This window comes from Streptomyces mutabilis (genome assembly GCF_046628145.1).
Lineage (GTDB): Bacteria > Actinomycetota > Actinomycetes > Streptomycetales > Streptomycetaceae > Streptomyces > Streptomyces mutabilis.
The window spans coordinates 1,729,013-1,753,535 of the sequence record NZ_CP176874.1 but is presented as its reverse complement, the minus strand read 5'-3'; the positions used below and the strand labels follow the sequence as shown (position 1 = coordinate 1,753,535).

General features: G+C 72.8%; 21 protein-coding genes. 14 read left to right on the top strand and 7 right to left on the bottom strand.

Annotated features, from left to right (window positions below):
- Position 1: 1 nt before the first annotated feature.
- Complete coding sequence (locus tag ACLIN4_RS07720; protein WP_107478192.1) at positions 2–400, bottom strand: Rieske (2Fe-2S) protein; 399 nt, start codon at positions 398–400, stop codon at positions 2–4.
- A gap of 132 nt (positions 401–532) precedes the next feature.
- Between ACLIN4_RS07720 and aroH the strand changes: the two genes are divergently transcribed.
- The 5 genes from aroH (at position 533) to der (ending at position 5,158) form a co-directional block, all read left to right on the top strand.
- Positions 533–895: a chorismate mutase gene (gene aroH / locus ACLIN4_RS07715; protein WP_100048210.1), complete on the top strand. Its 363-nt coding sequence runs from the start codon at positions 533–535 to the stop codon at positions 893–895.
- Positions 892–1,977 carry a prephenate dehydrogenase gene (locus ACLIN4_RS07710; protein WP_100048211.1) on the top strand — a complete coding sequence of 362 codons (1,086 nt, stop codon included), beginning with the start codon at positions 892–894 and terminating at the stop codon, positions 1,975–1,977. Before aroH ends, ACLIN4_RS07710 begins: the two co-directional genes overlap by 4 nt.
- 287 nt (positions 1,978–2,264) lie before the next feature.
- On the top strand, positions 2,265–2,960 hold the full coding sequence (cmk, locus tag ACLIN4_RS07705; protein ID WP_107478191.1) for a (d)CMP kinase: 696 nt from the start codon (positions 2,265–2,267) through the stop codon (positions 2,958–2,960).
- Positions 2,957–3,604: a lysophospholipid acyltransferase family protein gene (locus tag ACLIN4_RS07700; RefSeq protein ID WP_107478190.1), complete on the top strand. Its 648-nt coding sequence runs from the start codon at positions 2,957–2,959 to the stop codon at positions 3,602–3,604. The genes cmk and ACLIN4_RS07700 overlap by 4 nt, the downstream gene beginning before the upstream one ends.
- Positions 3,605–3,679: 75 nt before the next feature.
- Entirely contained in the window at positions 3,680–5,158 is a 1,479-nt protein-coding gene (gene der, locus ACLIN4_RS07695; RefSeq protein WP_043374647.1) for a ribosome biogenesis GTPase Der, read from the top strand.
- A gap of 66 nt (positions 5,159–5,224) precedes the next feature.
- Here the strand turns inward: der and ACLIN4_RS07690 are convergent, their stop codons facing one another.
- Both ACLIN4_RS07690 and ACLIN4_RS07685 read right to left on the bottom strand, forming a co-directional pair.
- Positions 5,225–5,515 carry a hypothetical protein gene (locus tag ACLIN4_RS07690; RefSeq protein ID WP_100047216.1) on the bottom strand — a complete coding sequence of 97 codons (291 nt, stop codon included), beginning with the start codon at positions 5,513–5,515 and terminating at the stop codon, positions 5,225–5,227.
- Positions 5,516–5,591: 76 nt separating this feature from the next.
- Positions 5,592–6,410, bottom strand: a complete 819-nt coding sequence (locus ACLIN4_RS07685; RefSeq protein ID WP_290013712.1) for a hypothetical protein — start codon at positions 6,408–6,410, stop codon at positions 5,592–5,594.
- Between the two features lie 392 nt (positions 6,411–6,802).
- Between ACLIN4_RS07685 and ACLIN4_RS07680 the strand changes: the two genes are divergently transcribed.
- The gene (locus ACLIN4_RS07680) at positions 6,803–7,633 is read left to right on the top strand and encodes a hypothetical protein (RefSeq protein ID WP_411575613.1); all 831 of its coding nucleotides are present in this window, start codon (positions 6,803–6,805) and stop codon (positions 7,631–7,633) included.
- 548 nt (positions 7,634–8,181) lie between these two features.
- On the top strand, positions 8,182–8,397 hold the full coding sequence (locus tag ACLIN4_RS07675) for an I78 family peptidase inhibitor (RefSeq protein ID WP_411575612.1): 216 nt from the start codon (positions 8,182–8,184) through the stop codon (positions 8,395–8,397).
- A gap of 50 nt (positions 8,398–8,447) precedes the next feature.
- Here ACLIN4_RS07675 and ACLIN4_RS07670 read toward each other — a convergent pair whose 3' ends face one another.
- Together ACLIN4_RS07670 and ACLIN4_RS07665 are read right to left on the bottom strand one after the other, a co-directional pair.
- Positions 8,448–9,464, bottom strand: coding sequence for a phosphatase PAP2 family protein (locus ACLIN4_RS07670; RefSeq protein WP_411575611.1), 1,017 nt, complete (start codon positions 9,462–9,464; stop codon positions 8,448–8,450).
- Positions 9,465–9,711: 247 nt separating this feature from the next.
- Positions 9,712–10,899, bottom strand: a complete 1,188-nt coding sequence (locus tag ACLIN4_RS07665) for a mannosyltransferase family protein (protein ID WP_290013708.1) — start codon at positions 10,897–10,899, stop codon at positions 9,712–9,714.
- A 257-nt stretch (positions 10,900–11,156) separates the two neighbouring features.
- Between ACLIN4_RS07665 and ACLIN4_RS07660 the strand changes: the two genes are divergently transcribed.
- Entirely contained in the window at positions 11,157–12,755 is a 1,599-nt protein-coding gene (locus ACLIN4_RS07660; RefSeq protein WP_411575610.1) for an MFS transporter, read from the top strand.
- 119 nt (positions 12,756–12,874) lie between these two features.
- Positions 12,875–14,068, top strand: coding sequence for an acyl-CoA dehydrogenase family protein (locus ACLIN4_RS07655; RefSeq protein WP_107479520.1), 1,194 nt, complete (start codon positions 12,875–12,877; stop codon positions 14,066–14,068).
- Between the two features lie 42 nt (positions 14,069–14,110).
- On the opposite strand, the gene ACLIN4_RS07650 is transcribed toward ACLIN4_RS07655, so the two are convergent.
- Positions 14,111–14,548, bottom strand: a complete 438-nt coding sequence (locus ACLIN4_RS07650; protein ID WP_100047223.1) for a cell division protein SepF — start codon at positions 14,546–14,548, stop codon at positions 14,111–14,113.
- Between the two features lie 289 nt (positions 14,549–14,837).
- On the opposite strand from ACLIN4_RS07650, the gene ACLIN4_RS07645 reads away from it, so the two are divergent.
- The 3 genes from ACLIN4_RS07645 (at position 14,838) to ACLIN4_RS07635 (ending at position 18,722) form a co-directional block, all read left to right on the top strand.
- Positions 14,838–16,031, top strand: a complete 1,194-nt coding sequence (locus tag ACLIN4_RS07645) for a DUF5685 family protein (protein ID WP_307653033.1) — start codon at positions 14,838–14,840, stop codon at positions 16,029–16,031.
- A gap of 266 nt (positions 16,032–16,297) precedes the next feature.
- Complete coding sequence (locus tag ACLIN4_RS07640; protein WP_100047225.1) at positions 16,298–17,203, top strand: S1 family peptidase; 906 nt, start codon at positions 16,298–16,300, stop codon at positions 17,201–17,203.
- A gap of 436 nt (positions 17,204–17,639) precedes the next feature.
- Positions 17,640–18,722 (top strand): S1 family peptidase, encoded by a 1,083-nt coding sequence (locus ACLIN4_RS07635; RefSeq protein ID WP_107479521.1) that lies wholly within the window; start codon positions 17,640–17,642, stop codon positions 18,720–18,722.
- 90 nt (positions 18,723–18,812) lie between these two features.
- Here ACLIN4_RS07635 and ACLIN4_RS07630 read toward each other — a convergent pair whose 3' ends face one another.
- On the bottom strand, positions 18,813–19,871 hold the full coding sequence (locus ACLIN4_RS07630; protein WP_107479522.1) for an ABC transporter permease: 1,059 nt from the start codon (positions 19,869–19,871) through the stop codon (positions 18,813–18,815).
- Between the two features lie 152 nt (positions 19,872–20,023).
- On the opposite strand from ACLIN4_RS07630, the gene ACLIN4_RS07625 reads away from it, so the two are divergent.
- Entirely contained in the window at positions 20,024–23,548 is a 3,525-nt protein-coding gene (locus tag ACLIN4_RS07625) for a DNA polymerase III subunit alpha (RefSeq protein WP_382086673.1), read from the top strand.
- Complete coding sequence (locus ACLIN4_RS07620; RefSeq protein WP_107479523.1) at positions 23,545–24,513, top strand: DNA polymerase Y family protein; 969 nt, start codon at positions 23,545–23,547, stop codon at positions 24,511–24,513. The genes ACLIN4_RS07625 and ACLIN4_RS07620 overlap by 4 nt, the downstream gene beginning before the upstream one ends.
- The last annotated feature ends 10 nt before the right edge of the window (positions 24,514–24,523 follow it).

The window sequence follows — 24,523 nt, the reverse complement described above, 5'->3', positions numbered from 1 at the left end:
ATCACGCCAGCCGGACCGAATTTCCCTCCACCGCGATCCGCTCCTCGGGCAGGGGCCGCGTCGCCGGTCCCTGCTCCACCGAGCCGTCGGTGATGCTGAACCGGCTGCCGTGGCAGGCGCAGTCGATGGTGCCGTCCCGCACCTGGGACACCAGGCAGTTCTGGTGCGTGCAGACCGCCGAGAACGCCTTGAACGTGCCCTGCTCCGGCTGGGTCACCACGATCTTCTCGTCCGTGAGGATCCGGCCGCCGCCGACCGGGATGTCGCTCGTCGGTGCCAGCTCCTGCCCCGGCGAGGCGGCCGAGGAGCCGCCGTCGCCGCCCGAGTCGCCGCAGCCCGCGGCGAGCGCCGCCGCGCCCGTGCAGAGGAGGACCGTACGGCGGGTGGGGGTGTGGGGCATCTCGCACCTCCGGGGGAGAGGGTTCCGGCCGGGACAGCGTCTCAGGAGACGGGCGCCCGGAGCCGGTACGCGGCGGGCTGACTAGGCTGGACGGACCAAGAACCGATACGCACGTCAGCAAGGAGCATCGCCGTGGCGGTACGAGCGGTCCGGGGCGCCGTCCAACTGGAGCGGGACGAGGCCGGGCACATGGGCGAGCAGGTCGCGGCCCTGCTGACGGCGATCCTCGAACGCAACGGGCTGACCGGCGACGACCTGATCAGCATCTGGTTCACGGCCACCCCCGACCTGCACAGCGACTTCCCGGCCGCCGCCGCCCGGGGGCTCGGCATCACCGACGTCCCGCTGATCTGCGCCCAGGAGCTGGACATCGAGGGCGCCATGCCGCGCGTCGTCCGGATCCTCGCGCACATCGAGTCCGACCGGCCCCGCGCCGAGATCTCCCACGTCTACCTCGGCGCCGCCGCGGCCCTGCGCAAGGACATCGCCCAGTGAGAACCGCACTCGTCATCGGCACCGGCCTCATCGGCACCTCCGCCGCCCTCGCCCTGACCCAGCGGGGCGTCACCGTCCACCTCGCCGACCACGACCCCGAGCAGGCCCGGACGGCCGCCGCGCTGGGCGCCGGCACCGACGAGGCGCCGGACGGGCCCGTCGACCTCGCGATCGTCGCCGCCCCGCCCGCACTCGTCGCCGACGTGCTCGCGGACGCCATGGGGCGCGGCGCCGCCCGCGGCTACATCGACGTCGCCAGCGTCAAGGGCGGCCCCCGGCGCGAGCTGGAGGCGCGCGGCCTCGACCTCTCCGCCTACATCGGCACGCACCCCATGTCCGGCCGGGAGAAGTCCGGGCCGCTGGCCGCCACCGGCGACCTCTTCGAGGGCCGGCCCTGGGTGCTCACCCCGACCCGGGACACCGACACCGAGGTGCTGAACCTCGCCCTGGAACTCGTCTCGCACTGCCGCGCGGTACCGGTGGTGATGGACGCGGACGCCCACGACCGTGCCGTGGCCCTCGTCTCCCACATGCCGCACCTGGTCTCCAGCATGGTCGCGGCCCGCCTGGAGCACGCCGAGGAGGCCGCCGTACGGCTGTGCGGGCAGGGCATCCGCGACGTGACGCGGATCGCCGCCTCCGACCCCCGGATGTGGATCGACATCCTCTCGGCGAACCCGGGGCCGGTCGCCGACCTGCTCGGGGACGTCGCCGCCGACCTGGAGGAGACCGTGCGGGCCCTGCGCGCCCTCCAGTCCTCCGACGACGTCAAGCGCCGCGAGGGCAGCGCCGGCATCGAGGCGGTGCTGCGGCGCGGCAACGCCGGACAGGTGCGGGTCCCCGGCAAGCACGGCAGCGCGCCCCGCGTCTACGAGACCGTGGCCGTCCTCATCGACGACCAGCCCGGCCAGCTGGCCAACATCTTCGCCGACGCGGGACGGGCCGGGGTCAACATCGAGGACGTGCGGATCGAGCACGCGACCGGGCAGCAGGCCGGTCTGGTGCAGCTGATGGTCGAGCCGAGGGCCGCCGCCGTGCTGACGGCGGCCCTCAAGGAGCGGGGCTGGGCGATCCGGCAGTGACCGCGGGCGCCGTACGGCTGCAAGAGGGGTCCTGCGAGCCCGGTAACCTAGGTCCTGTCCGATGATTCCCGCCTGCCCGGCGATGCCTGGCACGCACGCTCGCCGCGTTGCCGAAACGTCCGCGTGGCTCCGCCACGAGGGCGCTCCGGCGCCTTGCGATCGCACGCACCGGACGCCGCCGGGCCCGCCCTCCGGGCGGACGACGGGAATCATCGGACAGGCCCTGTGCGGGACGCGTTCGCGTCCCGCACACCACCCACCGCACCGCACCAGGAAGGTGTCCCCTCGTGGAAAACGGCGCCGCCCCGACCGCCCCGGCCGTGATTGTCGCCATCGACGGCCCCTCCGGCACGGGCAAGTCGAGCACGTCGAAGGCCGTCGCCGCCCAGCTCGGCCTGAGCTACCTGGACACCGGCGCCCAGTACCGGGCGATCACCTGGTGGATGGTGACCAACGGCATCGACACCGACGACCCGCACGCGGTCGCCGCCGCGGCCGGCAAGCCCGAGATCGTCTCCGGCACCGACCCGGCCGCCCCGACCATCACGGTCGACGGCACGGACGTGGCCGGCCCGATCCGCACCCAGGAGGTCACCGCCAAGGTCAGCGCGGTCAGCGCCGTCCCCGAGGTGCGGGCCCGGATCACCGAGCTGCAGCGGAGCATCGCCGCCGGCGCCCCGCTCGGCATCGTCGTCGAGGGCCGCGACATCGGCACGACCGTGCTGCCGGACGCCGACCTGAAGATCTTCCTCACCGCCTCGGCCGAGGCCCGCGCCGCCCGCCGCAGCGGCGAGCTGAAGGGCGCCGACGTCAACGTCACCCGCGAGGCCCTGATCAAGCGGGACGCGGCCGACTCCAGCCGCAAGACCTCGCCGCTGGCCAAGGCCGACGACGCGGTCGAGGTGGACACCACCGACCTCACCCTCCAGCAGGTCATCGAGTGCGTCGTCACCCTCGTCGAGGAGAAGCGGGCGGGGAAGTGACCGAGGTCCCGTCGGCGCGGGGCGCCGAGGTCGGGCGGCGCATCGGCGTCGGCCTGATGTACGGGTTGTGGAAGCCGCGCGTGCTGGGCGCCTGGCGGGTGCCGGCCGACGGCCCGGTGATCTACGCCGTCAACCACTCGCACAACATCGACGGCCCGATGGTCATGGGCGTCGCCCCCCGGCCGACGCACTTCCTGATCAAGAAGGAGGCGTTCGTCGGACCGCTCGGACGCTTCCTGACCGGCATCGGCCAGCTCGAGGTGGACCGGCACTCCACCGACCGCACGGCCATCGCCCGCGCCCTGGGCGTGCTGGAGAACGGCGGCGTGCTGGGCATCTTCCCGGAGGGCACCCGGGGCGAGGGCGACTTCGCGTCGCTGCGCGCCGGGCTCGCCTACTTCGCGGTGCGCAGCGGCGCCCCGATCGTCCCGGTCGCGGTGCTGGGAAGCACCGACCGGCCCGGACGGTTGATAAAGGCGCTGCCCCCGCTGCGCTCCCGGGTCGACGTCGTCTTCGGCGACCCCTTCGACGCGGGCGACGGCAGCGGACGGCGCACCCGCAAGGCCTTGGACGAGGCAACCGAACGCATCCAGAAGCAGCTCACCGCGCACCTGGAAAACGCCAGGCGGCTCACGAGCCGCTAGGCGACACTTGAGTAGTGGATCACCCGGAACTGGGGGTTTTCCACCGATCACCACGATGAACGAGGTACGGACTTCATGAACGACCACATCCACTCCGAGGGCTCGGGCGAGGAGCACGACCACGGGGCGCTCGGCGACGCCGAGTACGCGCAGTTCATGGAGCTGGCCGCCGAAGAGGGCTTCGACATCGAGGAGGTCGAGGGCGCGATCGAGGAGGCCGGGCACGGCCCGCTGCCCGTCCTCGCCGTCGTCGGCCGCCCCAATGTCGGCAAGTCGACCCTGGTGAACCGGATCATCGGCCGCCGCGAGGCCGTCGTCGAGGACAAGCCCGGCGTCACCCGCGACCGCGTCACCTACGAGGCCGAGTGGGCGGGCCGCCGCTTCAAGGTCGTCGACACCGGCGGCTGGGAGCAGGACGTCCTCGGCATCGACGCCTCCGTGGCCGCGCAGGCCGAGTACGCCATCGAGGCCGCCGACGCCGTCGTCTTCGTCGTGGACGCCAAGGTCGGCGCCACCGACACCGACGAGGCCGTCGTACGGCTGCTGCGCAAGGCGGGCAAGCCCGTCGTGCTGTGCGCCAACAAGGTCGACGGCCCGAGCGGCGAGGCCGACGCCTCCTACCTGTGGTCGCTGGGCCTGGGCGAGCCGCACCCGGTCTCCGCGCTGCACGGCCGGGGCACCGGCGACATGCTGGACAAGGTCCTGGAGGCGCTGCCCGAGGCCCCGGCGCAGACCTTCGGCACCGCCGTCGGCGGCCCGCGCCGCATCGCCCTGATCGGCCGCCCCAACGTCGGCAAGTCCTCGCTGCTCAACAAGGTGGCAGGCGAGGAGCGCGTCGTCGTCAACGAGCTGGCCGGCACCACCCGCGACCCGGTCGACGAGCTGATCGAACTGGGCGGCGTCACCTGGAAGTTCGTCGACACGGCGGGCATCCGCAAGCGCGTCCACCTCCAGCAGGGCGCCGACTACTACGCCTCGCTGCGGACCGCCGCCGCCGTCGAGAAGGCGGAGGTGGCCGTCATCCTCATCGACGCCTCCGAGTCGATCTCGGTCCAGGATCAGCGGATCGTCACCATGGCCGTCGAGGCGGGACGCGCGATCGTCGTCGCCTACAACAAGTGGGACACCCTCGACGAGGAGCGCCGCTACTACCTGGAGCGGGAGATCGAGACCGAGCTCGGTCAGGTGGCCTGGGCCCCGCGGGTCAACGTCTCGGCGCAGACCGGCCGGCACATGGAGAAGCTGGTCCCGGCGATCGAGACGGCCCTGGCCGGCTGGGAGACCCGCGTCCCGACGGGCCGTCTGAACGCCTTCCTCGGCGAACTGGTCGCCGCCCACCCGCACCCCGTGCGGGGCGGCAAGCAGCCGCGCATCCTGTTCGGCACCCAGGCGGGCACCAAGCCCCCGCGGTTCGTGCTCTTCGCCTCCGGCTTCATCGAGGCGGGCTACCGGCGCTTCATCGAGCGGCGGCTGCGTGAGGAGTTCGGCTTCGAGGGGACGCCGATCCACATCTCCGTGCGAGTGCGCGAGAAGCGCGGCGCGAAGAAGAAGTAGCGGCGACGACGCGACGAGAGAGGGCGCCCCCGGCCGGGGGCGCCCTCTCTCGTCGCTGGGTGTCCGTCAGCCGCCCGAGCGAGGGGCGGGCGGCAGCGCGGCCGGGACGTGGTGCGTGCCGACGCGCTGCCACACCGACTGCTGGCCCACGCGGGCGCTCTGGGCCCCGGCGCTGTAGGCGCTGTAGGAGCCCCTGCCGCGGGGGAGGCTCCTGAAGGACGTGAATCCCAGCTCCTCCTCGCCGCTGCGATCACCCGGGAGCGATCGGAAGGACCTGACGTACTCGGCGTAGAGCGCGTCGTAGATCGGCGTGGCCGAGGGACCGCACTGGCGGTGGAAGGCGTCGTATGCGTACACGTATGTCCAAACGACACCGGGCTGGAAGGGATGCGGCCGGACGGTGACCGCCTGGCGCCGTACGCGCGGACGGTGCTCAGGTTCCCGCCAGCGGCAGGGCCGCCGCGACCAGCTGACCGTTGGCCGCCGCCTTGTCGAGGGCGTCCCGCAGCAGGTCCTCGCGCGGCTGCCGTCCGATCGAGCCGACGGGCGCCGCGAACATCAGCACCTGCTGGTGCTTGTTGGCCGCCGTGCGCCAGCCCTCGGTGACCTGGAGGGGCTGGTGCGCCTGCCACCAGGCCACCGGCCGGCCGCCGTTCGTGCCGGGCTGGAGCACCGCGTGCAGCTGGCCCATCGCGAGCAGCACCGACCAGCCGTGCAGCACGGTCGGCGTGGTGGTCAGCTCGGTGACCGGCAGGAAGCCCTGTTCGATGAGGAGCGGCAGGAAGTCGTCGCCGGAACCGACGGTGCCGGGGCGGGCGATGGGGGCGGTGGGCTCCACCACGAGGGCCGGGTGCAGCTCCCCGGCGATCAGGATCAGCCCGCTGGTGACGCCGAGCACCGCCTGCTCGGGCGCCACGTTGCCGGGAGCGGCCTGCTCGGGCCGGGGCTGGGCCTGGTCCGGCTGGGGGCGGGCCTGGTCGGCGTTGATGGACCGCACGGCCCCCTGGAGTTGCTCCTCGGTGACCTTGACGACCTGCGAGGGCAGGCAGCCGGCGTGGGCGAAGGCGAGGACGGCCGTCTCCTCGCCGATGAAGAGGACGGTGCTGGTGCGTTCCTGTTCGCAGTCGCCCGGGGTGCGGCAGGACGTGCAGTCGTAGCTGCCCGGGGCCGACTCCCCGGAGAGCAGGCGGTCGGCTTCTTCGTCGCCGATCTCGGCGCGTACGTCGTCGCTGACGTCGAGCATGCGCGGCACGGGTGGCTCCCTCGGGATGCGGTGCGTGGCCGGACCGGGTGGCTCCCGGGCCGTGGTCCGGGCGGTCCCCGGCTCATGCAGAAGACAACGGGCGATCTGTGGCGGGAGTAACGCCCCATGGCCAACGGAATCGAACCATGCGGCACGCGTGGCCGCCTGTCGGCCCGCAGCACCCGGGGGTGGCCAAGTGGCGTGAGCAGCAAGGGCGTTGGGGCGGTCGGACGGGTGCCGGTCACGGTGCTCCGTGGTCGACAAATCGGGAAATCAGCGAATGAACCGGGTGATCGAAAAGCACCCCGGTCGTGACCACATCGCAATCGGACACGGACAACCAGAAGGCAGGGTTCCGGGTCTAACCGGACGACGGGACACCCAGGGAGGAACCGCACCGCATGACGCCGCCGACCCCACCGGCCGCCCCGCTGCGCGCCGACTGCATCGGCGACTCCGCGGGCGGTCTGACCTTCGACGTCGCCGCACACGGGGACTTCGGGACGCCTCTTCTGATCCTGCGCCGCCGCGACTGCGAGGCCACCGAGGACACGGTGAGCCTCCCGCTCGCCCCGGCCGCCGAGGGCCGGCTGCGCGCCGCGCTGCCCAGCAGCGTCGCCCTGCCCGAGGGCCGCTGGGATGCCTACGCGCGGGTGTCCGACCGCGAGCAGCCGCGCCGCCTGGTGCCCGGCGTCACCGACCTGCGCTCCCTCGCCGACCGCACCCCCAGCGGACTGCTCGGCCACGTTGCCGTCCGCATCCCGTACGCCACCCGGCAGGGCAACCTCACCGTCCGCAGCTGGCTGCGCGCCCCGCACGCGGAGACCGGGGAGCTGCGCCTCGCGGACGACGGACTGACCGTGCACGGGCGGGTGTACGGCACTCAGCTCGCCCACGGAGCCCACGCCGAGCTGCGCGCCCGGCCCGGCACCACCGGCACCGGCGAGGGCGGTGTGCGCCGGCTGGAGCTCACGGCCGGCCGGACGGAGTTCGGCTTCACCGTGCCCTACGGCACGCTCGTGCCGGGCGTCTGGGACCTGTGGCTGCGGCCCACCGGCGACTCGGGCCCCGCCGTCCGCGTCGCGCGACTGCTGGACGATGTCGCCGACAAGCACCCCGTCTTCACCTATCCACGCGCGCGCGTACGGACGCGGTACGGCCCCGCGGAAGCCGGGCCGTACTACACCCGGGACAACGACCTGTCGGTGTCCGTCACCGCTCTGGAGCCCTGACGGACGCGGACAGAACCTGTCCGCGACCCCTGGCGGACTCGTCGCCGTGCCGCCGCCCGCCGCGCACCGACGCCGGAAGTCCGGACGGCATGGTGATCCACGTGCTGCTGCGCGGGCCCGGCTTCGGGGCCCTGGAGCCGGGCCGGGCCGACGGAGGAGATCAGGACGGCACGCGACCGGCTCACCAGCGCCTTGGACCGGGCCGACGGATCGGGCGGGAGCCGGGGGACCTGTGAGCGGGCGATGCGTTCCCTGTGCCGGTACCCGATATCCGCAAGCCCGTTCGGAGCTGCTCGAACGCGGAATACGGCGAGCCTCCCCGGGCGCATTGCGCGCCTTTTCCGGCCCTCTATTCGAAGGGTCGGTGCGACACGCGGGAATTTACCTGGCATGCCCACGAAAGGTGCCGGAAGCCCTCCGTCCGGGTATGGAGTTCGGTCAAAACGCTGCCCGTGATCCTGTGACAGAAATGTGACCGGACAGGTGTCCGTGAGCCCGGTTACCGACCTGGGCTTCCCCGCTCGGGGAGCAGGGCATAGCGTGACGGCATGGCACCGATTCCGACACCCCCGACCGAACCCCCGGACAGTCCGGACACCTATGTGGGCCTCGAATCCGAGGCGGCCGAACGGCTCGCCCGGGAGCGGGGCTGGTCGACGGTGCGGTCACTGGCACCGGGGACGGTCATCACGATGGAGTACCGCGTGGGACGCCTCAACTTCGAGGTGAAGGACGGCCGCGTGGCCCGCGCCTGGAAGGGCTGACGCCGGGGGAGGGGCTGTGCGTACCGGCTCCCGCGGCGTCGTGTGCGGGGTCAGCTCCCCGACAGGGGGCGGGCGGCCGGGGCCGCGTTGCGCGGGTGGCGGTCGGCGTGCGGCGGCCGGCGGCTGCCGGCCGGGGTCACCGGCGTACGGTCCGAGCGGGCGGTGTGCGGGCCCGGGGCCAGGTGCACGGATGTCCGGGCGCGCGGCGCGGTGACCGGCTCGCGCACCGGGGTCTCCTCCCGCCCGGGGCCGAGCGGCACGGGAGCCACGGGCGTATTGACCGGCTCCTTCGCCGGTCGCGGGCGGCTGAGGCGGGCGAACCAGCGGTCGCGCAGGTCGAGGATCCAGGTCTCCGCGCGGGTGATCGTCGGCTCGAACCACGGCAGCGCCAGCAGGATGAGCAGGCCCGCGGCCCAGCCGAGCAGCACGTCGCTGAGCCAGTGCGTACCGAGGTAGACGGTGGACATGCCCACCCCGAGCGAGACGACCGCGGACAGTGCCGACAGCCAGCGCCGCGCCCTCGGCGTCGAGGCCAGATAGGCCAGGATGCCCCAGGTCACGACGGCGTTCGCGGTGTGACCGCTCGGAAATATATCGCCGCCGAGCCACATCTCGTTCGAGCCGATCGTGGTCGCGTAGTGCGGTCCGAGCCGGCCCATGCCGATCTTCGCGGCGCCGACCGTGACGTTCAGCAGGAGCAGGGACGCCCCGAGCGCGAGCAGGGGGCGCAGCGTGTGCTGCCGCCAGGAGCGCCAGCCGAGCCAGGCCGCGACCATCACCGCGGTGGGGCCGCGCTGGCCGAGGACCACGTAGTAGTCGACGAAGGCGTGGATCTCCGGCCACTGCTGGTAGGGCCGGAAGAACATGACCTGCCAGTCGAGGCGGACCAGCCACGAGGTGATGAGCACCGCCCACACGATCGCGATGTAGAACGCGAGGGTTCCGGCGAACAGCGCGATCCGGTGCCGGCTCATCTCCGGCACATCAAGGTGGACCGGCCGTTCCGGCTCCCGGTCGAGTCTCGCGAACACCCGATCCAGACGGGTGAGGCTACGTTCGGTACGCACCCAATCGACGTTACAGCGAGTGAGGAGTGATCCCCTCCGAAACAACGGCTTTGTGATGACGATGTGATGTGGGATTCCTCTCAGGCGGTGACCCAATTCCGAGGAATCCGCAATCCGGTCCGGCGGTGGACTTCAATTCCTTTGATCGGCCCGGTCGGCGGTTTTATCGTGCTTATGAATTCGTTCACCGAATGCTGGTGCGGAATTATCCCGGTGGTCACCGGTGGTCACCGGCGGGCCCGGCCGGTCAGGGCGGGCCCGAGCCGTTGAGCCAGAATGCCCCGTACACCGCGGACGCGACCGCCACACCGCCCACGACCAGCGCTGGCCTGGAGGTCCGCAGCCGGGCCAGGGCCAGGGCGAGCGGCAGCAGCAGCGGGAAGGCGGGCATCAGCAGACGTGGCTTCGAGCCGAAGTAGCTCGACGCGCACAGGGCGAGGGCGACGACGATCCCCGTGTACACCAGCAGCGGGAGCGGCTGGCGCTGCCGTACGCCGACGACGTACAGCCCGATCAGCAGTACGACCCCGATCACCAGGGCGACGCCCGCCAGGGCCGACGGGAACGACGTGAACCTCCCGGCGACGAAGCGGGCGAAGGCCACTCCTCCGTCGAAGCCGTTGCGCCAGCCGGCCTGGACGTCGAGATAACCGAACGGGCCCTTGCCGGTGCGGTGGCCGACCCACAGGACGTAACCGGCGGCGCCCAGGGGCGCGAGGACCGCGCCGAGCACGCGCCGCGCGCCGTCGCCGGGGGCGCGTCCCGCGTCGCGGGCGCCGTCCGGGGCGGTGACGCTCCGGGTTCGCACGAATGCCACGACCGCGGCCGTCCACACCGCCGCCGCCACCGCGAGCCCCACCGGCCGGGTCAGCCCGGCAAGCGCGGCCAGCAGCCCCGCCGTCACCCAGCGTCCGGTCAGCACCGCGTACAGCGCCCAGGCGGCCAGCGCCGTGAACAGGGACTCGCTGTAGGCCATCGACTGCACGATCCCGACCGGCAGCACGGCCCACAGCAGCACCGCGCACACGCCGGCGCGGCGGCCGTACAGATGCTCCGCCACCGCGAAGATCCCCCAGGCCGCGGCGAGCGAGGCCAGGAGGCTCACGACGAAGCCCGCGTCCGCGTACGACAGCGGCGAGACCGCCGCGCCCAGCCGCTCGAGCCAGGGCAGCAGCGGGAAGAAGGCCAGGTTGGAGTGCACGTCGCCGTTCGGCAGCCGCACCTCGTACCCGTAGCCCAGCTCGGCGACCCTGGTGTACCAGAGCGAGTCCCAGCGGGCGGTCAGCAGTGTGTACGCGCTCTTGTCGCGCGCGGCGCTCCACAGGGCCAGCACGAGCAGGCCCAGGGCGCGTACGGCCGCGTAGCCGAGGAGCGCCGGGGCGGCCCGGCGCAGGGCACCCGGGCGGCCCGCCGTGCGCGTTTCAAGATCGGTCACGGGCTCGATTATCCGCCGGGGCGGGTGCCGGCCGACCGGCCGGGGCGAGCGGGCCGCGGCCGCAGTGGCGCATGCCACACGGGTCACGCGGGATGTGTGAGGCCCACCACGTGTGCGGTGCTCGGTCTCGCGTACCCTGACGAGTCACTCGCGTTCCGTTGCACGGCCCGGAGACCCCGCTCCTCTCCGGCCGAGCCGCCGGGGAGTCCCCACCCCGCAGCCCGCCGGACGCGAGGGAACATCTTGGAGGTACGTACATGTCCGGGACGACCACGGCTGCCGCCGCGCTGCGCCGCCGGGCGGCCGGGGCCGGTGCCAACCGCTGGGTGGTTCTGGTCGTCCTCTGCGTCAGCCTGCTGCTGGTCGCGGTCGACGCCACCGTGCTGCACGTGGCGGTCCCCGCCGTCACCGAGGACCTCAGGCCCGGCGCGATCGAACTGCTCTGGATCGTCGACGTCTACCCACTCGTCTGCGCCTCGCTGCTGATCCTCTTCGGCACCCTGGGCGACCGGGTGGGCCGCAGACGGGTCCTCCTGCTCGGCTATGCCCTGTTCGGCGTCGCCTCCGCACTCGCGGCCGTGGCCGACAGCGCCCAGGTGCTGATCGGGGCCCGCGCGCTGCTCGGTGTCGGCGGCGCGATGATCATGCCGGCGACGCTGTCGATCCTGCGGCAGGTCTTCCCCGACCGGCGGGAACGGGCGCTCGCCATCGGCATCTGGAGCGCCGTGGCCGCGGTCGGCGCGGCGGTCGGGCCACTGCTCGGCGGCTTCCTGCTCGAGCACTTCTGGTGGGGCTCGGTCTTCCTCGTCAACATCCCGCTGATGCTGGTCAGCCTGCCGGTGGGGCGGCTGCTGCTGCCCGAGTCGAAGGGCGCCGGCGCCGGCCCCTGGGACGTGGTCGGCGCGCTGATGGCGGCGGCCGGGCTCTTCGGGGTGGTCCTGGGGGTGAAGCGGCTGGGCGGCGGCGAGCCGGTGGCGAGCGTGTTCACCGTGCTGCCGCTGGTGGCGGGCGCGGCCCTGCTGGTCGCCTTCGTACGGCGGCAGCGGCGGCGTGCGCATCCGCTGGTGGACCTGGAGATGTTCCGGCGGCCGGCGTTCAGCACGTCGGTGGGGTGCATCGTGCTGGCGATGCTGGCGCTGGTGGGCCTGGAACTGATCGCGGCGCAGTACCTGCAACTGGTGCTCGGGCTGTCCCCGCTCCAGACCGGGCTGCGGCTGCTGCCGCTGACCTTCGCGGCGATGGCGGCGGGGCTGGCCGGCGCGCGGATGCTGCGGCGGTTCGGGCCGCGGCGGATGGTGTGCGCCGGGTTCTGCCTGACGGCCTTCGCGGTGCTGCTGCTGACCGCGATGGGCCGGGCCGACAACTGCGCGCTGCTGGTCTCCGGGTTCGTGCTGCTCGGCTTCGGTCTGGAGACGACGCTGTTCGGGGCGTACGAGTCGATGCTGAGCGAGTCGCCGCAGGAGCAGGCCGGCGGGGCGGCGGCGATCGGCGAGACGTCGTACCAGCTGGGCGCCGGAATCGGGATCGCGCTGCTGGGCAGCGTGATGAACGCGGCGTACGCGCCGGGGGTGACGGGGGGTGTGCCCGGCGTGCCGGCGTCGGCGTCGGTGGCGGCGGGGCATTCGCTGGGGGAGGCGTACGAGGTCGCCGCGCAGCTCGGTGGGCCTGCGGGGGTGGCGCTGCGGCGGGCCGCGGGGGACGCGTTCGTGCACGGGCTGCATGTGACGTTGGTGGTGAGTGCGGGGTTGTTGCTGCTGGGGGCGCTGATGGCGTTGCGGTTGCCTCGGGTGATGCAGTGCGAGGCGGTTTCCGTGCCGACACCCCGGGACGCGGTGGAGTCACGCGTGTCGGTGTGACCGCCGGGGGTGCGCGCGTGGGAGACGGGCATGGTGGACGTGCGGCACCGCGCGTCGTAACGTCGGCACGAGAACCGCGACTAGCAGCGCTAGTTTTGAAGAGCCCCGGAGGGTGTTCCATGGCCGCGTCCCCCAAGTTGCCCGCCTTCGACCCCGCCGACCCCCTCGGCGTCGACGACCTCCTGGAGCCGGAGGACCTGGCCGTCCGGGACACGGTGCGGGACTGGGCCGCCGACCGCGTGCTGCCGCACATCGCGGACTGGTACGAGAAGGGCGAGCTGCCCGGGATCAGGGAGCTGGCGCGCGAACTCGGCTCCATCGGCGCGCTCGGCATGTCGCTCGACGGCTACGGCTGCGCCGGCGCGAGCGCCGTCCAGTACGGGCTGGCCTGCCTGGAGCTGGAGGCGGCCGACTCCGGCATCCGCTCGCTGGTCTCCGTGCAGGGCTCCCTCGCCATGTACGCCATCCACCGCTTCGGCAGCGAGGAGCAGAAGCGGACCTGGCTGCCGCGCATGGCCGCCGGCGAGGTCATCGGCTGCTTCGGCCTCACCGAGCCCGACCACGGCTCCGACCCCGCCAACATGCGCACCCGCGCCAAGCGCGACGCCGGCGGGGACTGGGTGCTCAACGGGCGCAAGATGTGGATCACCAACGGTTCGGTGGCCGGTGTCGCCGTCGTCTGGGCGCAGACCGAGGAGGGGATCCGCGGGTTCGTCGTGCCGGCCGACAGCCCCGGCTTCTCCGCGCCCGAGATCAAGCACAAGTGGTCGCTGCGGGCCAGCGTCACCAGTGAGCTGGTCCTGGACGACGTACGGCTGCCCGCCGACGCCGTACTGCCGGAGGTCACCGGACTGCGCGGACCGCTCAGCTGCCTCACCCACGCCCGTTACGGCATCGTGTGGGGGTCCATGGGCGCGGCCCGCAGCTCCTTCGAGGCGGCCGTCGAGTACGCGAAGTCGCGGGAGCAGTTCGGGCGGCCGATCGGCGGCTTCCAGCTCACCCAGGCCAAGCTCGCCGACATGGCGGTCGAACTGCACAAGGGGATTCTGCTCGCCCACCACCTGGGGCGGCGCATGGACGCCGGCCGCCTGCGTCCCGAGCAGGTCAGCTTCGGCAAGCTCAACAACGTGCGCGAGGCCATCGACATCTGCCGGACGGCGCGGACGATCCTCGGCGCCAACGGGATCTCCCTGGAGTACCCCGTGATGCGGCACGCGACGAACCTGGAATCGGTGCTCACCTACGAGGGCACCGTCGAGATGCACCAGCTGGTGCTCGGCAAGGCGCTCACCGGACTCGACGCCTTCCGCTGAGAGTCCGGCCGGGAGGGCGGGGCCGTGGTGCGCGGCCCCGCCTCAGCTCTGGTTGAAGAAACCGTCGGAACGGTGCGCGGCGGGCTCGCCGCTGATGACCTGGGTGTCGGCCGGGCTCAGCAGGAACACCCGGGTGGAGACCCGCTCGATCGAACCGCGCAGGCCGAAGATCAGCCCGGCCGCGAAGTCGACCACGCGCTTGGCGTCGGCCCCCTCCATGGCCGTCAGGTTCATGATGACCGGGACCCCGTCCCGGAACAGCTCGCCGATCGACCGTGCGTCCCGGAAGCTGTCCGGGGTGACCGTCGCGATGCGGCGGCCCCTCTCCTCGGCCACGTCCGAGGCCACCTTGACGCGCGGGTCGGTGACCCAGGCGTCGCCGGACTCGTTGCCCTCGGAGTAGTCGTCGTCGTAGTAGCGCTCGTCATCGTTGTCGTCGACGAGGCCGAGCCACGCACTCGCCTTGCGTACCGATCCCATGGACGCCTCCTCTCACAGCGGTCTTTCGTGCTTCCGCATCCCTATGGTCATCCATGATGCGGACGTCGCGCCAAGTGGATAGACGCCGCGCGGGGGGTTTGTGACGGTACTGGTGCACAGCGATTCCGTCGAGAGTCCTTGTGTCCCAAGGGTCGTTTCCCAAACGGAGGCTGACTGTGAGTGAAATATGATTCTTCTCGGCGGACGGGTGAGAGGGGGTGCGTACGGGTGAACGCGGCGGTCGGTACGATGCCGCAGCTCAACGTCGTACGGACCACGGGGGAAAGTCGTGTTCGGAATCGTCAGGCCGTGCAGGCACCGGCTCGGGGAGAGCCTCACGAGTCAGTGGATGGCGCATTTGTGCGGACTGTGTCTCGCGCTGCGCAAGGACCACGGACAGTTCGCGCGGATCGTGACGAACTATGACGGGCTGCTCATATCGGTTTTGACGGAGGCTCAGGCCGAGCGGGGCGGCGCGGGCGCCGGGCGGCGTACGGCGGGGCCCTGCCCGTTGCGCGGGATGCGGACCGCTTCCGTCGCGCACGGCGAGGGCGCCCGGCTCGCGGCGGCTGTCTCGCTGGTGCTGGCCTCGGCCAAGGTCCGCGACCATGTCGCCGACCGGGACGGGATGCTGGCCCGGCGTCCGGTGGCCCTCGCCGCCCGCCGGATCGCCACCGGCTGGGACGCGGCCGGTGCGCGCGGCGGCAGCGCCGTCGGCTTCGACACCGCCGTACTGGTCGACGCGGTGGACCGGCAGGGCGGCATCGAGGCGCTCGCCGGGCCCGGCACGCCGCTGCTCACCGTCACCGAGCCGACCGAGACCGCGACCGCCGCCGCGTTCGCGCACACCGCGCACCTCGCCTCTCGCCCGTACAACGCCGAACCGCTCGCCGAGGCCGGGCGCCTGTTCGGCCGGCTCGCCCACCTCCTCGACGCCGTGGAGGACAAGGACGCTGACGCCGCGTCGGGTGCCTGGAACCCGCTCACCGCCACCGGGACCCCGCTCACCGAGGCCCGTCGGCTCGCGGACGACGCCCTGCACGGCGTGCGGCTCGCGCTGCGCGAGGTGGAGTTCACCGACGGGCGGCTGGTGCACCGGCTGCTCGTGCACGAGCTGGCCAACTCCGTCGACCGCGCCTTCGGCACCGTCTCCTGCGCGCACGGCAGCCACCACCCGTACGCCCCGCCCGGCACTCCGGGCGCCCCCGGCGGCCCCGGTGCGCCGATGCCGCCGGAGCCGCCGCGAGGCAACCGGCGCGGACTGCTCGCGGGGTGCGCGGTGTGGGTGGGGCTGGCCTGTACGTGCCAGCTGTGCTGCGGCACGTACCACGACCCGTGGAGCGGAGAGCGCAAGGAGGGGACGTGCGCCAACTGCGACTGCAGCGGGTGCGGTGACTGCTGCAGTTGCTGCGAGTGCTGCGGCAACTGCTGCGGCGACGACGGGTGCGGCTGCGACGGCTGCGACTGCGGCTGCAGTTGCTGAGGCGTCCGGCGTCCGGCGTGCGGCGTGCGGGCTCGTCCCATGGCGATCCCCGGCCCGGCGGGGGCGGCGGAGGTCGCTCAGGGGTGGTTCAAAGGTTGACGGCCGAAAGTGCACTCTTGCGCCGACCGGCCGTTCGGCCGAATACTCCAACATCAGCGCTTGTCAGGGGCACGACGCATTCGGAACCCGAACGTCCGTCCCTGGCTGCGCCTCACGGGCCCAACCCCACAAGAGGGCCCCCGACTTCCTTTATGGAGGAACGAAAAGTGAGGATCAAGCGCACCACCCCCCGCAGCGGCATCACGAGACGGACTCGGCTGATCGCCGTATCCACCGGCATCGTGGCCGCAGCCGCGATCGCGATCCCCAGCGCGAACGCCTCGGAAGCCCCCGCCACCTTCAGCGCCGCCGAGCTGAACAGCGCCAGCGGCGCGGTGCTCGAGGCCGACGTCCCGGGCACCGCCTGGGCCGTCGACAGCAAGTCCGGCCAGGTACTCCTCACGGTCGACAGCACGGTCTCCCAGGCCGAGATCGCGAAGATCAAGAAGGAGGCCGGCGACAAGGCCGGCGCCCTCAAGATCGAGCGCACTCCCGGCACGTTCAACAAGCTCATCCAGGGCGGCGACGCCATCTACGCGAGCAGCTGGCGCTGCTCCCTCGGCTTCAACGTCCGCAGCAGCAGCGGCGCCGAGTACTTCCTGACCGCCGGTCACTGCACCGACGGCGCCGGCACCTGGTACTCCAACTCCGGGCGCACCTCGGTCATCGGCTCGACGGCCGGGTCCAGCTTCCCGGGCAACGACTACGGCATCGTCCGGTACAGCGGGTCCGTCAGCCGGCCCGGTACCGCGAACGGCGTGGACATCACCCGCGCGGCCACCCCGAGCGTGGGCACCACCGTCATCCGCGACGGCTCCACCACGGGCACCCACAGCGGCCGGGTCACCGCCCTGAACGCCACCGTCAACTACGGCGGCGGCGACATCGTCTCCGGGCTGATCCAGACCACGGTCTGCGCCGAGCCCGGCGACTCCGGCGGCCCGCTCTACGGCAGCAACGGCACCGCGTACGGTCTGACCTCCGGCGGCAGCGGCAACTGCTCCTCCGGCGGTACGACGTTCTTCCAGCCCGTCACGGAGGCCCTGAGCGCCTACGGCGTCAGCGTCTACTAGACCGTCGGGCAGTCCGTCGGGCCGCGCGGTCCGCGGTCCGTCGAACCGAGCGCAGCCAGCAGCGCGACGAGCCCCCGCACACCGGCCGGTGTGCGGGGGCTCTGCCTTGTCCGGACGTCCGGGAGCCGCCACCGCGTGTAGACGCACGATCGAGGACCGTCGCGCAAGAGGTGAATTTCAGACAGGGGTCGGCCTGTGCCGCCGGTCGCCGGTTACTGACTCGTAGCGTTTGCTGGAGCGTTCGTCACACGAATCCTGCTGGAAGGGACATGAATGGTGAAGGTCGTGTGTGCACGCTGAAGTTGTCGTGCGCACGTCCTGAAGTCGACCTTGTGTGCCCACTGTGAGGTTGGAAGAGTTAGCGCTCGTCAACCAGCCTTCCGGCCCGCGAGGTCCCCACAACCTCTCGGGTCGACCCCCCACAGGAGGACGTGAGTTGAAGCACCGACGCATACCCAGGCGGCGGGCCGCCGTGGTTGGTGCGGGTATCACCGCACTGGTCGCCGCGGGAGTCACCTTCCAGAGTGCGAACGCCAGCGAGGCCCCGAAGGCCTCCGCCCCCGAGACCCTGTCGGTCACGGCGGCCGGAAAGCTCGCCTCCACGCTGCTCGGCGACCTCGGCGCCGACGCGGCGGGCACGTACTACGACGCACAGGCGAAGAGCCTCGTCGTCAACGTGCTCGACGAGGGCGCCGCGCAGACCGTCGAGGAGGCCGGCGCCAAGGCGAGAATCGTCGAGAACTCGCTCGCCGACCTGAAGAGCGCGCGCACCACCCTCACCGAGGACGCCACCATCCCGGGCACCTCCTGGGCGACCGACCCGACCACCAACAAGGTCGTCGTCACCGCCGACCGCACGGTCTCGAAGGCCGAGTGGGCCAAGCTGGCCAAGGTCGTCGACGGGCTGGGCGCCAAGGCCGAGCTCAAGCGGACCAAGGGCGAGTACAAGCCCTTCGTCGCGGGTGGCGACGCCATCACCGGCAACGGCGGGCGCTGCTCCCTCGGCTTCAACGTGACCAAGGGCGGGGAGCCGTACTTCCTCACCGCCGGTCACTGCACCGAGGGCATCACCACCTGGTCGGACTCCTCCGGGAACGTCATCGGCGAGAACGCGGCGTCCAGCTTCCCGGACGACGACTACGGTCTGGTCAAGTACACCGCCGACGTGGACCACCCGAGCGAGGTGAACCTCTACGACGGCTCCTCCCAGGCCATCTCGGGCGCCGCCGAGGCCACCGTCGGCATGGAGGTGACCCGCAGCGGCTCCACCACCCAGGTGCACTCGGGCACGGTCACCGGCCTGGACGCCACCGTGAACTACGGCAACGGCGACATCGTCAACGGCCTGATCCAGACCGACGTCTGCGCCGAGCCCGGCGACAGCGGTGGCTCGCTCTTCTCGGGCGACCAGGCCATCGGCCTCACCTCCGGCGGCAGCGGCGACTGCACCTCGGGCGGCGAGACCTTCTTCCAGCCGGTGACGGAGGCCCTGTCGGCCACCGGTACGCAGATCGGCTGAGCTGCGCCCGCACCTGTGAAGTACCTCTGAGGTGCCGCTGAAGTCCCGTCCCGCGCGCGAGGGGCGGGACTTCCGCGCGTCCGCGGCGGGTCAGCCGGCCTGCGTGGGCAGTTCCGTCTCCTGCCGCCGGCCGCGCAGCACCGCCGCCAGCAGCGTGATCACCGTCCCCGCGACCGCCCACGCCCACAGCACCAGCAGGGACACGGTCTCGGCGCTGCCCTTGAAGTAGGCGATCGAGCGGGCCGCCCAGGTGCCCGCGCCCGGCGGCAGCCACGGGCCGATCTCCTTCCAGAACGGCGGCAGCATCGGCAGCGGGAAGGCGCCGCCCGCGCTCGGGTTGCCGGCGATCACCACCAGCAGGATCGCCAGCCCGATGCCGACGACCCCGAAGACGCCCTGGAGGGCGAGTGTGGCGGCGCCCACCGCGAAGGTGATCAGCGCGCCGAGCCCCCACAGGTCCACCACGCTGCCGGGCAGCGCGCCCAGGATCGGCCCGATGATCACCGCGCCGCCCAGTCCGCCGACGATCGACACCAGCGCCATGGCGATGATCCGGATCGCCGCGCGGACCGGGTTGGCCGGCCGGGCCCCGGTGCTGATCGCCAGGATCGAGGCGCACAGGTAGCCGCCGACGCACCACCCCACGACCAGGTAGAAGGACGACAGCCCGTCGAAGTCCCGGGCCGAGGCGGGGGCCACGTCGACGGTCCGCACCGTGCGGTCCTCGGCCCGCTCCACCTCGGAGACGAGCCCTTCCAGGGTGGTGGCGAGGACGGTGCCGCCGCCGGAGGCGACCAGCAGGGTGTCCCTGGTGCCGTCCGGGTCCACGATCAGGGCGCCGTCGATCTCCCGGTCCGTGATCTGCCGCCGGGCGCTCTCCTCGTCGGCCACCTTGCGCGGGTCCAGCGGCGACCCGGGCAGTCGCTCCAGCCTGTCCACCGTCTGCCCGGCGGCCGCCGCCGGAGCTACCACCCCGAAGGGGACGTCCCTCGGCTTCGGGTCGTGCAGTGCGCCCACGTAGGAGGCGATGAACAGCAGCTGGAGCGCGATCACGCCGAGCACGAGCAGGGTGGCCCGCGGGGTGACGGCGTCCTTCACCTCACCGAGGAAGGAGCTTTTCCGGGGGCCGGCGACAGGGGTGTGCGACATGTCCCCACGGTCCGGGCCGACCGGCGTTTGCGCAGGTGGGGCGGGGCCGAACGGATGTCGCACACACATTCGAAAATTGGTCTATGGTGGGGGTGAGGCTGTTGGGAACAGACGTTCGATAGGGCGTCGGTTCATGAGATCGGGAGGTGCGTGTGCCGGGTTTCACGCATCTGCACACCGTCTCCGGGTTCTCCGCCCGCTACGGCGCCTCCCACCCGGAGCGGCTGGCCGAGCGCGCCTTCGAGCGGGGCATGGACGCCCTCGCGCTCACCGACCGCGACACCCTCGCGGGCACGGTCCGCTTCGCCAAGGCCTGCGCGAAGGCGGGCGTCCGTCCGCTGTTCGGCGCGGAGCTGGCGGTGGCCGCCCCCGAGCCGGAGGCGGAACGCACGGAGACCTCCGTGCGCCGGGACCGGCGCCGCGCCCCCGTGCGCGGAGGTGCCTTCGTCGACGAGTCGGCCCCGCGGGTGACCTTCCTCGCCCGCGACGGCGCCCGCGGCTGGGCCGGCCTGTGCCGCCTGGTCTCCGCCGCCCACACGGCCGAGGACACCCCGCTGCTGTCCTGGTCCGACAACCACGCCGACGGCCTGACCGTCCTGCTCGGTCCGGACTCCGACGTCGGCCGCGCGCTCGCCGCCGGCCGTCCCGACCGCGCGGCCCGCCTCCTCGCCCCCTGGCGGGAGGTCTACGGCGACGCCCTGCGCCTGGAGGCCGTCTGGCACGGCCGCACGGGCACCGGCCCCGGCTCCCTGCGCCTGGCCGCCCGCACCGTCGGCTTCGCCGCCGAACAGGGCATCCGGCCGGTGCTCTCCAACGCCGTCCGCTACGCCGACCCCGGCCAGGGCCAGGTCGCCGACGTCCTGGACGCCGCCCGCCGCCTCGTCCCGATCGACGCCACCAAGGAGCTGGACTCCGGCGAGGCCTGGCTCAAGGACGCCGGCGCCATGCGGCACGCCGCCGAGCGGATCGTCGAGGCCGCCGGCTTCCGGCGCGACACTGCCCACCGCCTGCTGGAGCAGACGCAGGCGACCGCCGCCGAGTGCCTGGTCGACCCCGAGGACGACCTCGGCATGGGCGCCGTCCACTTCCCCGAGCCGCACCTCGTCGGAGCCGGCCGCCGCACCGCCCAGCGCGCGCTCGCCTCCCGGGCGGCGGCGGGCATGGTGCTGCGCGGCTACGACCGGCGGCGCCACTACTGGGAGCGGATGCACCACGAGCTGGACATCATCGCCCACCACGGCTTCGCCTCGTACTTCCTCACCGTCGCCCAGGTCGTGGACGACGTACGGCACATGGGCATCCGGGTCGCCGCGCGCGGCTCCGGCGCGGGCTCGCTCGTCAACCACCTCCTCGGCATCGCGCACGCCGACCCGGTCGAGCACGGGCTGCTGATGGAGCGCTTCCTGTCCAAGGAACGGGTCGTGCTGCCCGACATCGACATCGACGTGGAGTCCGCGCGCCGCCTGGAGGTCTACCGCGCGATCATCGGCCGGTTCGGCACAGAGCGGGTCGCCGCGGTCGCCATGCCGGAGACGTACCGGGTGCGCCACGCCATCCGCGATGTCGGCGCCGCCCTGTCCATGGACCCGGCCGAGATCGACCGCGTCGCCAAGTCCTTCCCGCACATCCGCGCCCGCGACGCCCGCGCGGCGCTGGAGGAACTGCCCGAGCTGAAGGAGCTGGCGGGGGAGCGGGAGAGGTACGGCAGGCTCTGGGAGCTGGTCGAGGGCCTCGACGCCCTCCCGCGCGGTGTCGCCATGCACCCCTGCGGCGTCCTCCTGTCCGACGCCTCCCTGCTCTCCCGCACGCCGGTCATGCCGACCAGCGGCGAGGGCTTCCCGATGGCCCAGTTCGACAAGGACGACGTGGAGGACCTGGGGCTGCTCAAGCTGGACGTGCTCGGCGTGCGGATGCAGTCGGCGATGGCGCACGCGGTCGCCGAGGTGAAGCGGGCGTCGGGCGCCGAGGTCGACCTGGACGCCGTACCGGAGGGCGATCCGGCGACGTACCGGATGATCCGGTCCGCCGAGACGCTGGGCTGCTTCCAGATCGAGTCGCCGGGCCAGCGGGACCTGGTCGGACGGCTCCAGCCGTCGACCTTCCACGACCTCGTGGTCGACATCTCGCTCTTCCGGCCGGGGCCGGTCGCCGCCGACATGGTGCGGCCGTTCATCGAGGCCCGGCACGGGCGGGCGCCGGTGCGCTACCCGCACGAGGACCTGGCGGAGCCGCTGGCGGGGACGTACGGGGTCGTCGTCTTCCACGAGCAGATCATCGACATCGTGGCCATCATGACCGGCTGCGGGCGCGGCGAGGCCGACCGGGTGCGGCGCGGGCTGTCCGACCCGGAGTCGCAGGGGCGGATCAAGGTGTGGTTCGCCCAGCACGCGACGGCGAACGGGTACGACGCGGAAACGATCCAGCGGACCTGGGAGATCGTCGAGGCCTTCGGCAGCTACGGCTTCTGCAAGGCACACGCGGTCGCCTTCGCCGTGCCGACCTACCAGTCGGCGTGGTTGAAGGCCCATCACCCGGCCGCCTTCTACGCGGGGTTGCTCACGCACGACCCCGGCATGTACCCGAAGCGGCTGCTGCTGGCGGACGCGCGGCGGCGCGGGGTGCCGATCCTGCCGTTGGACGTCAACAAGTCGGGGGTCGCACACAGGATCGAACTGGTGTCTGAATCACGGAGGGAGAAGGTGTGGGGCCTGCGCCTCGCCCTCTCGGACGTGCACGGCATCAGCGAGGCCGAGGCGGAACGCATCGCCGAGGGGCAGCCCTACGCCTCCCTGCTCGACTTCTGGGAACGGGCCCGCCCCAGCAGGCCGCTGGCCGGACGGCTCGCCCAGGTCGGCGCGCTGGACGCGTTCGGCGCCAACCGCCGCGACCTGCAACTGCATCTGACCGAGCTGCACCGCGGCGCCCGGGGCGGACGCGGCGACCAGCTCCCCCTGTCCGGCGGCCGCAGGACCGCCTCCGCCGGACTGCCCGACCTCACCTCCGCGGAGAAGCTCAGCGCCGAACTGGGCGTGCTCTCCATGGACGCCTCGCGCAACCTGATGGACGACCACCGCACCTTCCTGCGCGAACTGGGCGTGGTGTCGGCCAAGCGGCTGCGCGAGGCCCGGCACGGGGAGACGGTGCTGGTCGCGGGCGCCAAGGCGGCCACCCAGACCCCGCCGGTCCGCTCCGGCCGCCGGGTCATCTTCTCCACCCTCGACGACGGCTCCGGCCTGGTCGACCTCGCCTTCTTCGACGACTCGCACGACGCCTGCGCGCACACCGTCTTCCACTCCTGGCTGCTGCTGGTGCGCGGGGTGGTGCAGCGGCGCGGCCCGCGCAGCCTCAGCGTGGTCGGCTCCGCCGCCTGGAACCTCGCCGACCTGCTGGAGGTGCGCCGGGAGGAGGGGCTGGAGGGCGTCGCCGCCCGGCTGGCGGGAACGGGCGGGAAAGGACAGGACGACGCCCCCGAGGGCGGCCCGGCACGCCGCCGTCTCGCCGGTTCGGACGGACGACCCGCGCCGGCCGGCTCCGCGGCCCAGGACCCGATGGAGCGGCGGAAGATCCGCATGTCCACCGGGTACGAGATGCACCCCTGGGCCGATCTGCGCCCCGCGGGCGAAGGGCCCGCGGTCGGAAGGAAGTTGTGGCACCAGAGCCCGGGGAGTGCGGGATGACCATCCTCTGCGTACGTTTCCAGCTGCCGCCGATGTACGAGGCGGCCCTGCCCCAGCTGCTCGGGTTGCTGGAGGAGTTCACGCCGGTCGTCGAGGCGCTGCCGCCCGACGGCGCGCTGGCCGACCTGCGCGGCGCCGAGCGCTACTTCGGGCGCGACGCCGTGGAACTGGCCTCCGTGATCCGCGTCCGCGCCCTCGCGCTGTACGGCGTCGACTGCGTGATCGGCGCCGGTCCGGGCCCGATGCTCGCCCGCATGGCCCTGCGGGACGCCCGGCCGGGACTGACCTGCGCGGTGCCGGAGGGCGAGGAGCGGGACTTCCTCGCCGGCAAGCCCGTCGCCGCGCTGCCCGGCGTCGGCACCGCGACAGCCCGCACCCTGTGCGAGTACGGCCTGGACACCCTCGGCCGCCTCGCCGCCGCGCCCCCTTCCACGCTCCAGCGCCTGGTCGGCGCGAAGGCCGGCCGCGAGCTGCACGAGAAGGCGCAGGGCGTCGACCGGGGCCGGGTGGTCCCCAACGGCGTCTCCCGGTCGCTGGCCGCGGACCGCCCCTTCGACCGGGACGAACTCGACCCCGGCCGCCACCGCCGCGCCCTGCTGTCGGCCGCCGAGGAGCTGGGCGCCCGGCTGCGCGCCGTGGACAAGGTCTGCCGCACCCTCACCCTCACCGTGCGCTATGCCGACAGGTCGGCGACCACCCGCAGCCGCACCCTGCCCGAACCGACCGCGCACTCGGCGGCGCTGACGCGGACCGCGTACGACATGTACCAGGCGCTCGGTCTCCAGCGCGCCCGGGTCCGCTCGATCGCCCTGCGCGCCGAGGGGCTGGCCCCCGCCGAGCAGGCCTCCCACCAGCTCACCTTCGACCCCGTGGACGAGAAGGTCCGCCGGATCGAGGAGGTCGCGGACCGCGCGCGGGCGAAGTTCGGGCCGCGGGCGGTGATGCCGGGGTCCCTGGCGGCGTGACCCCTGCGCG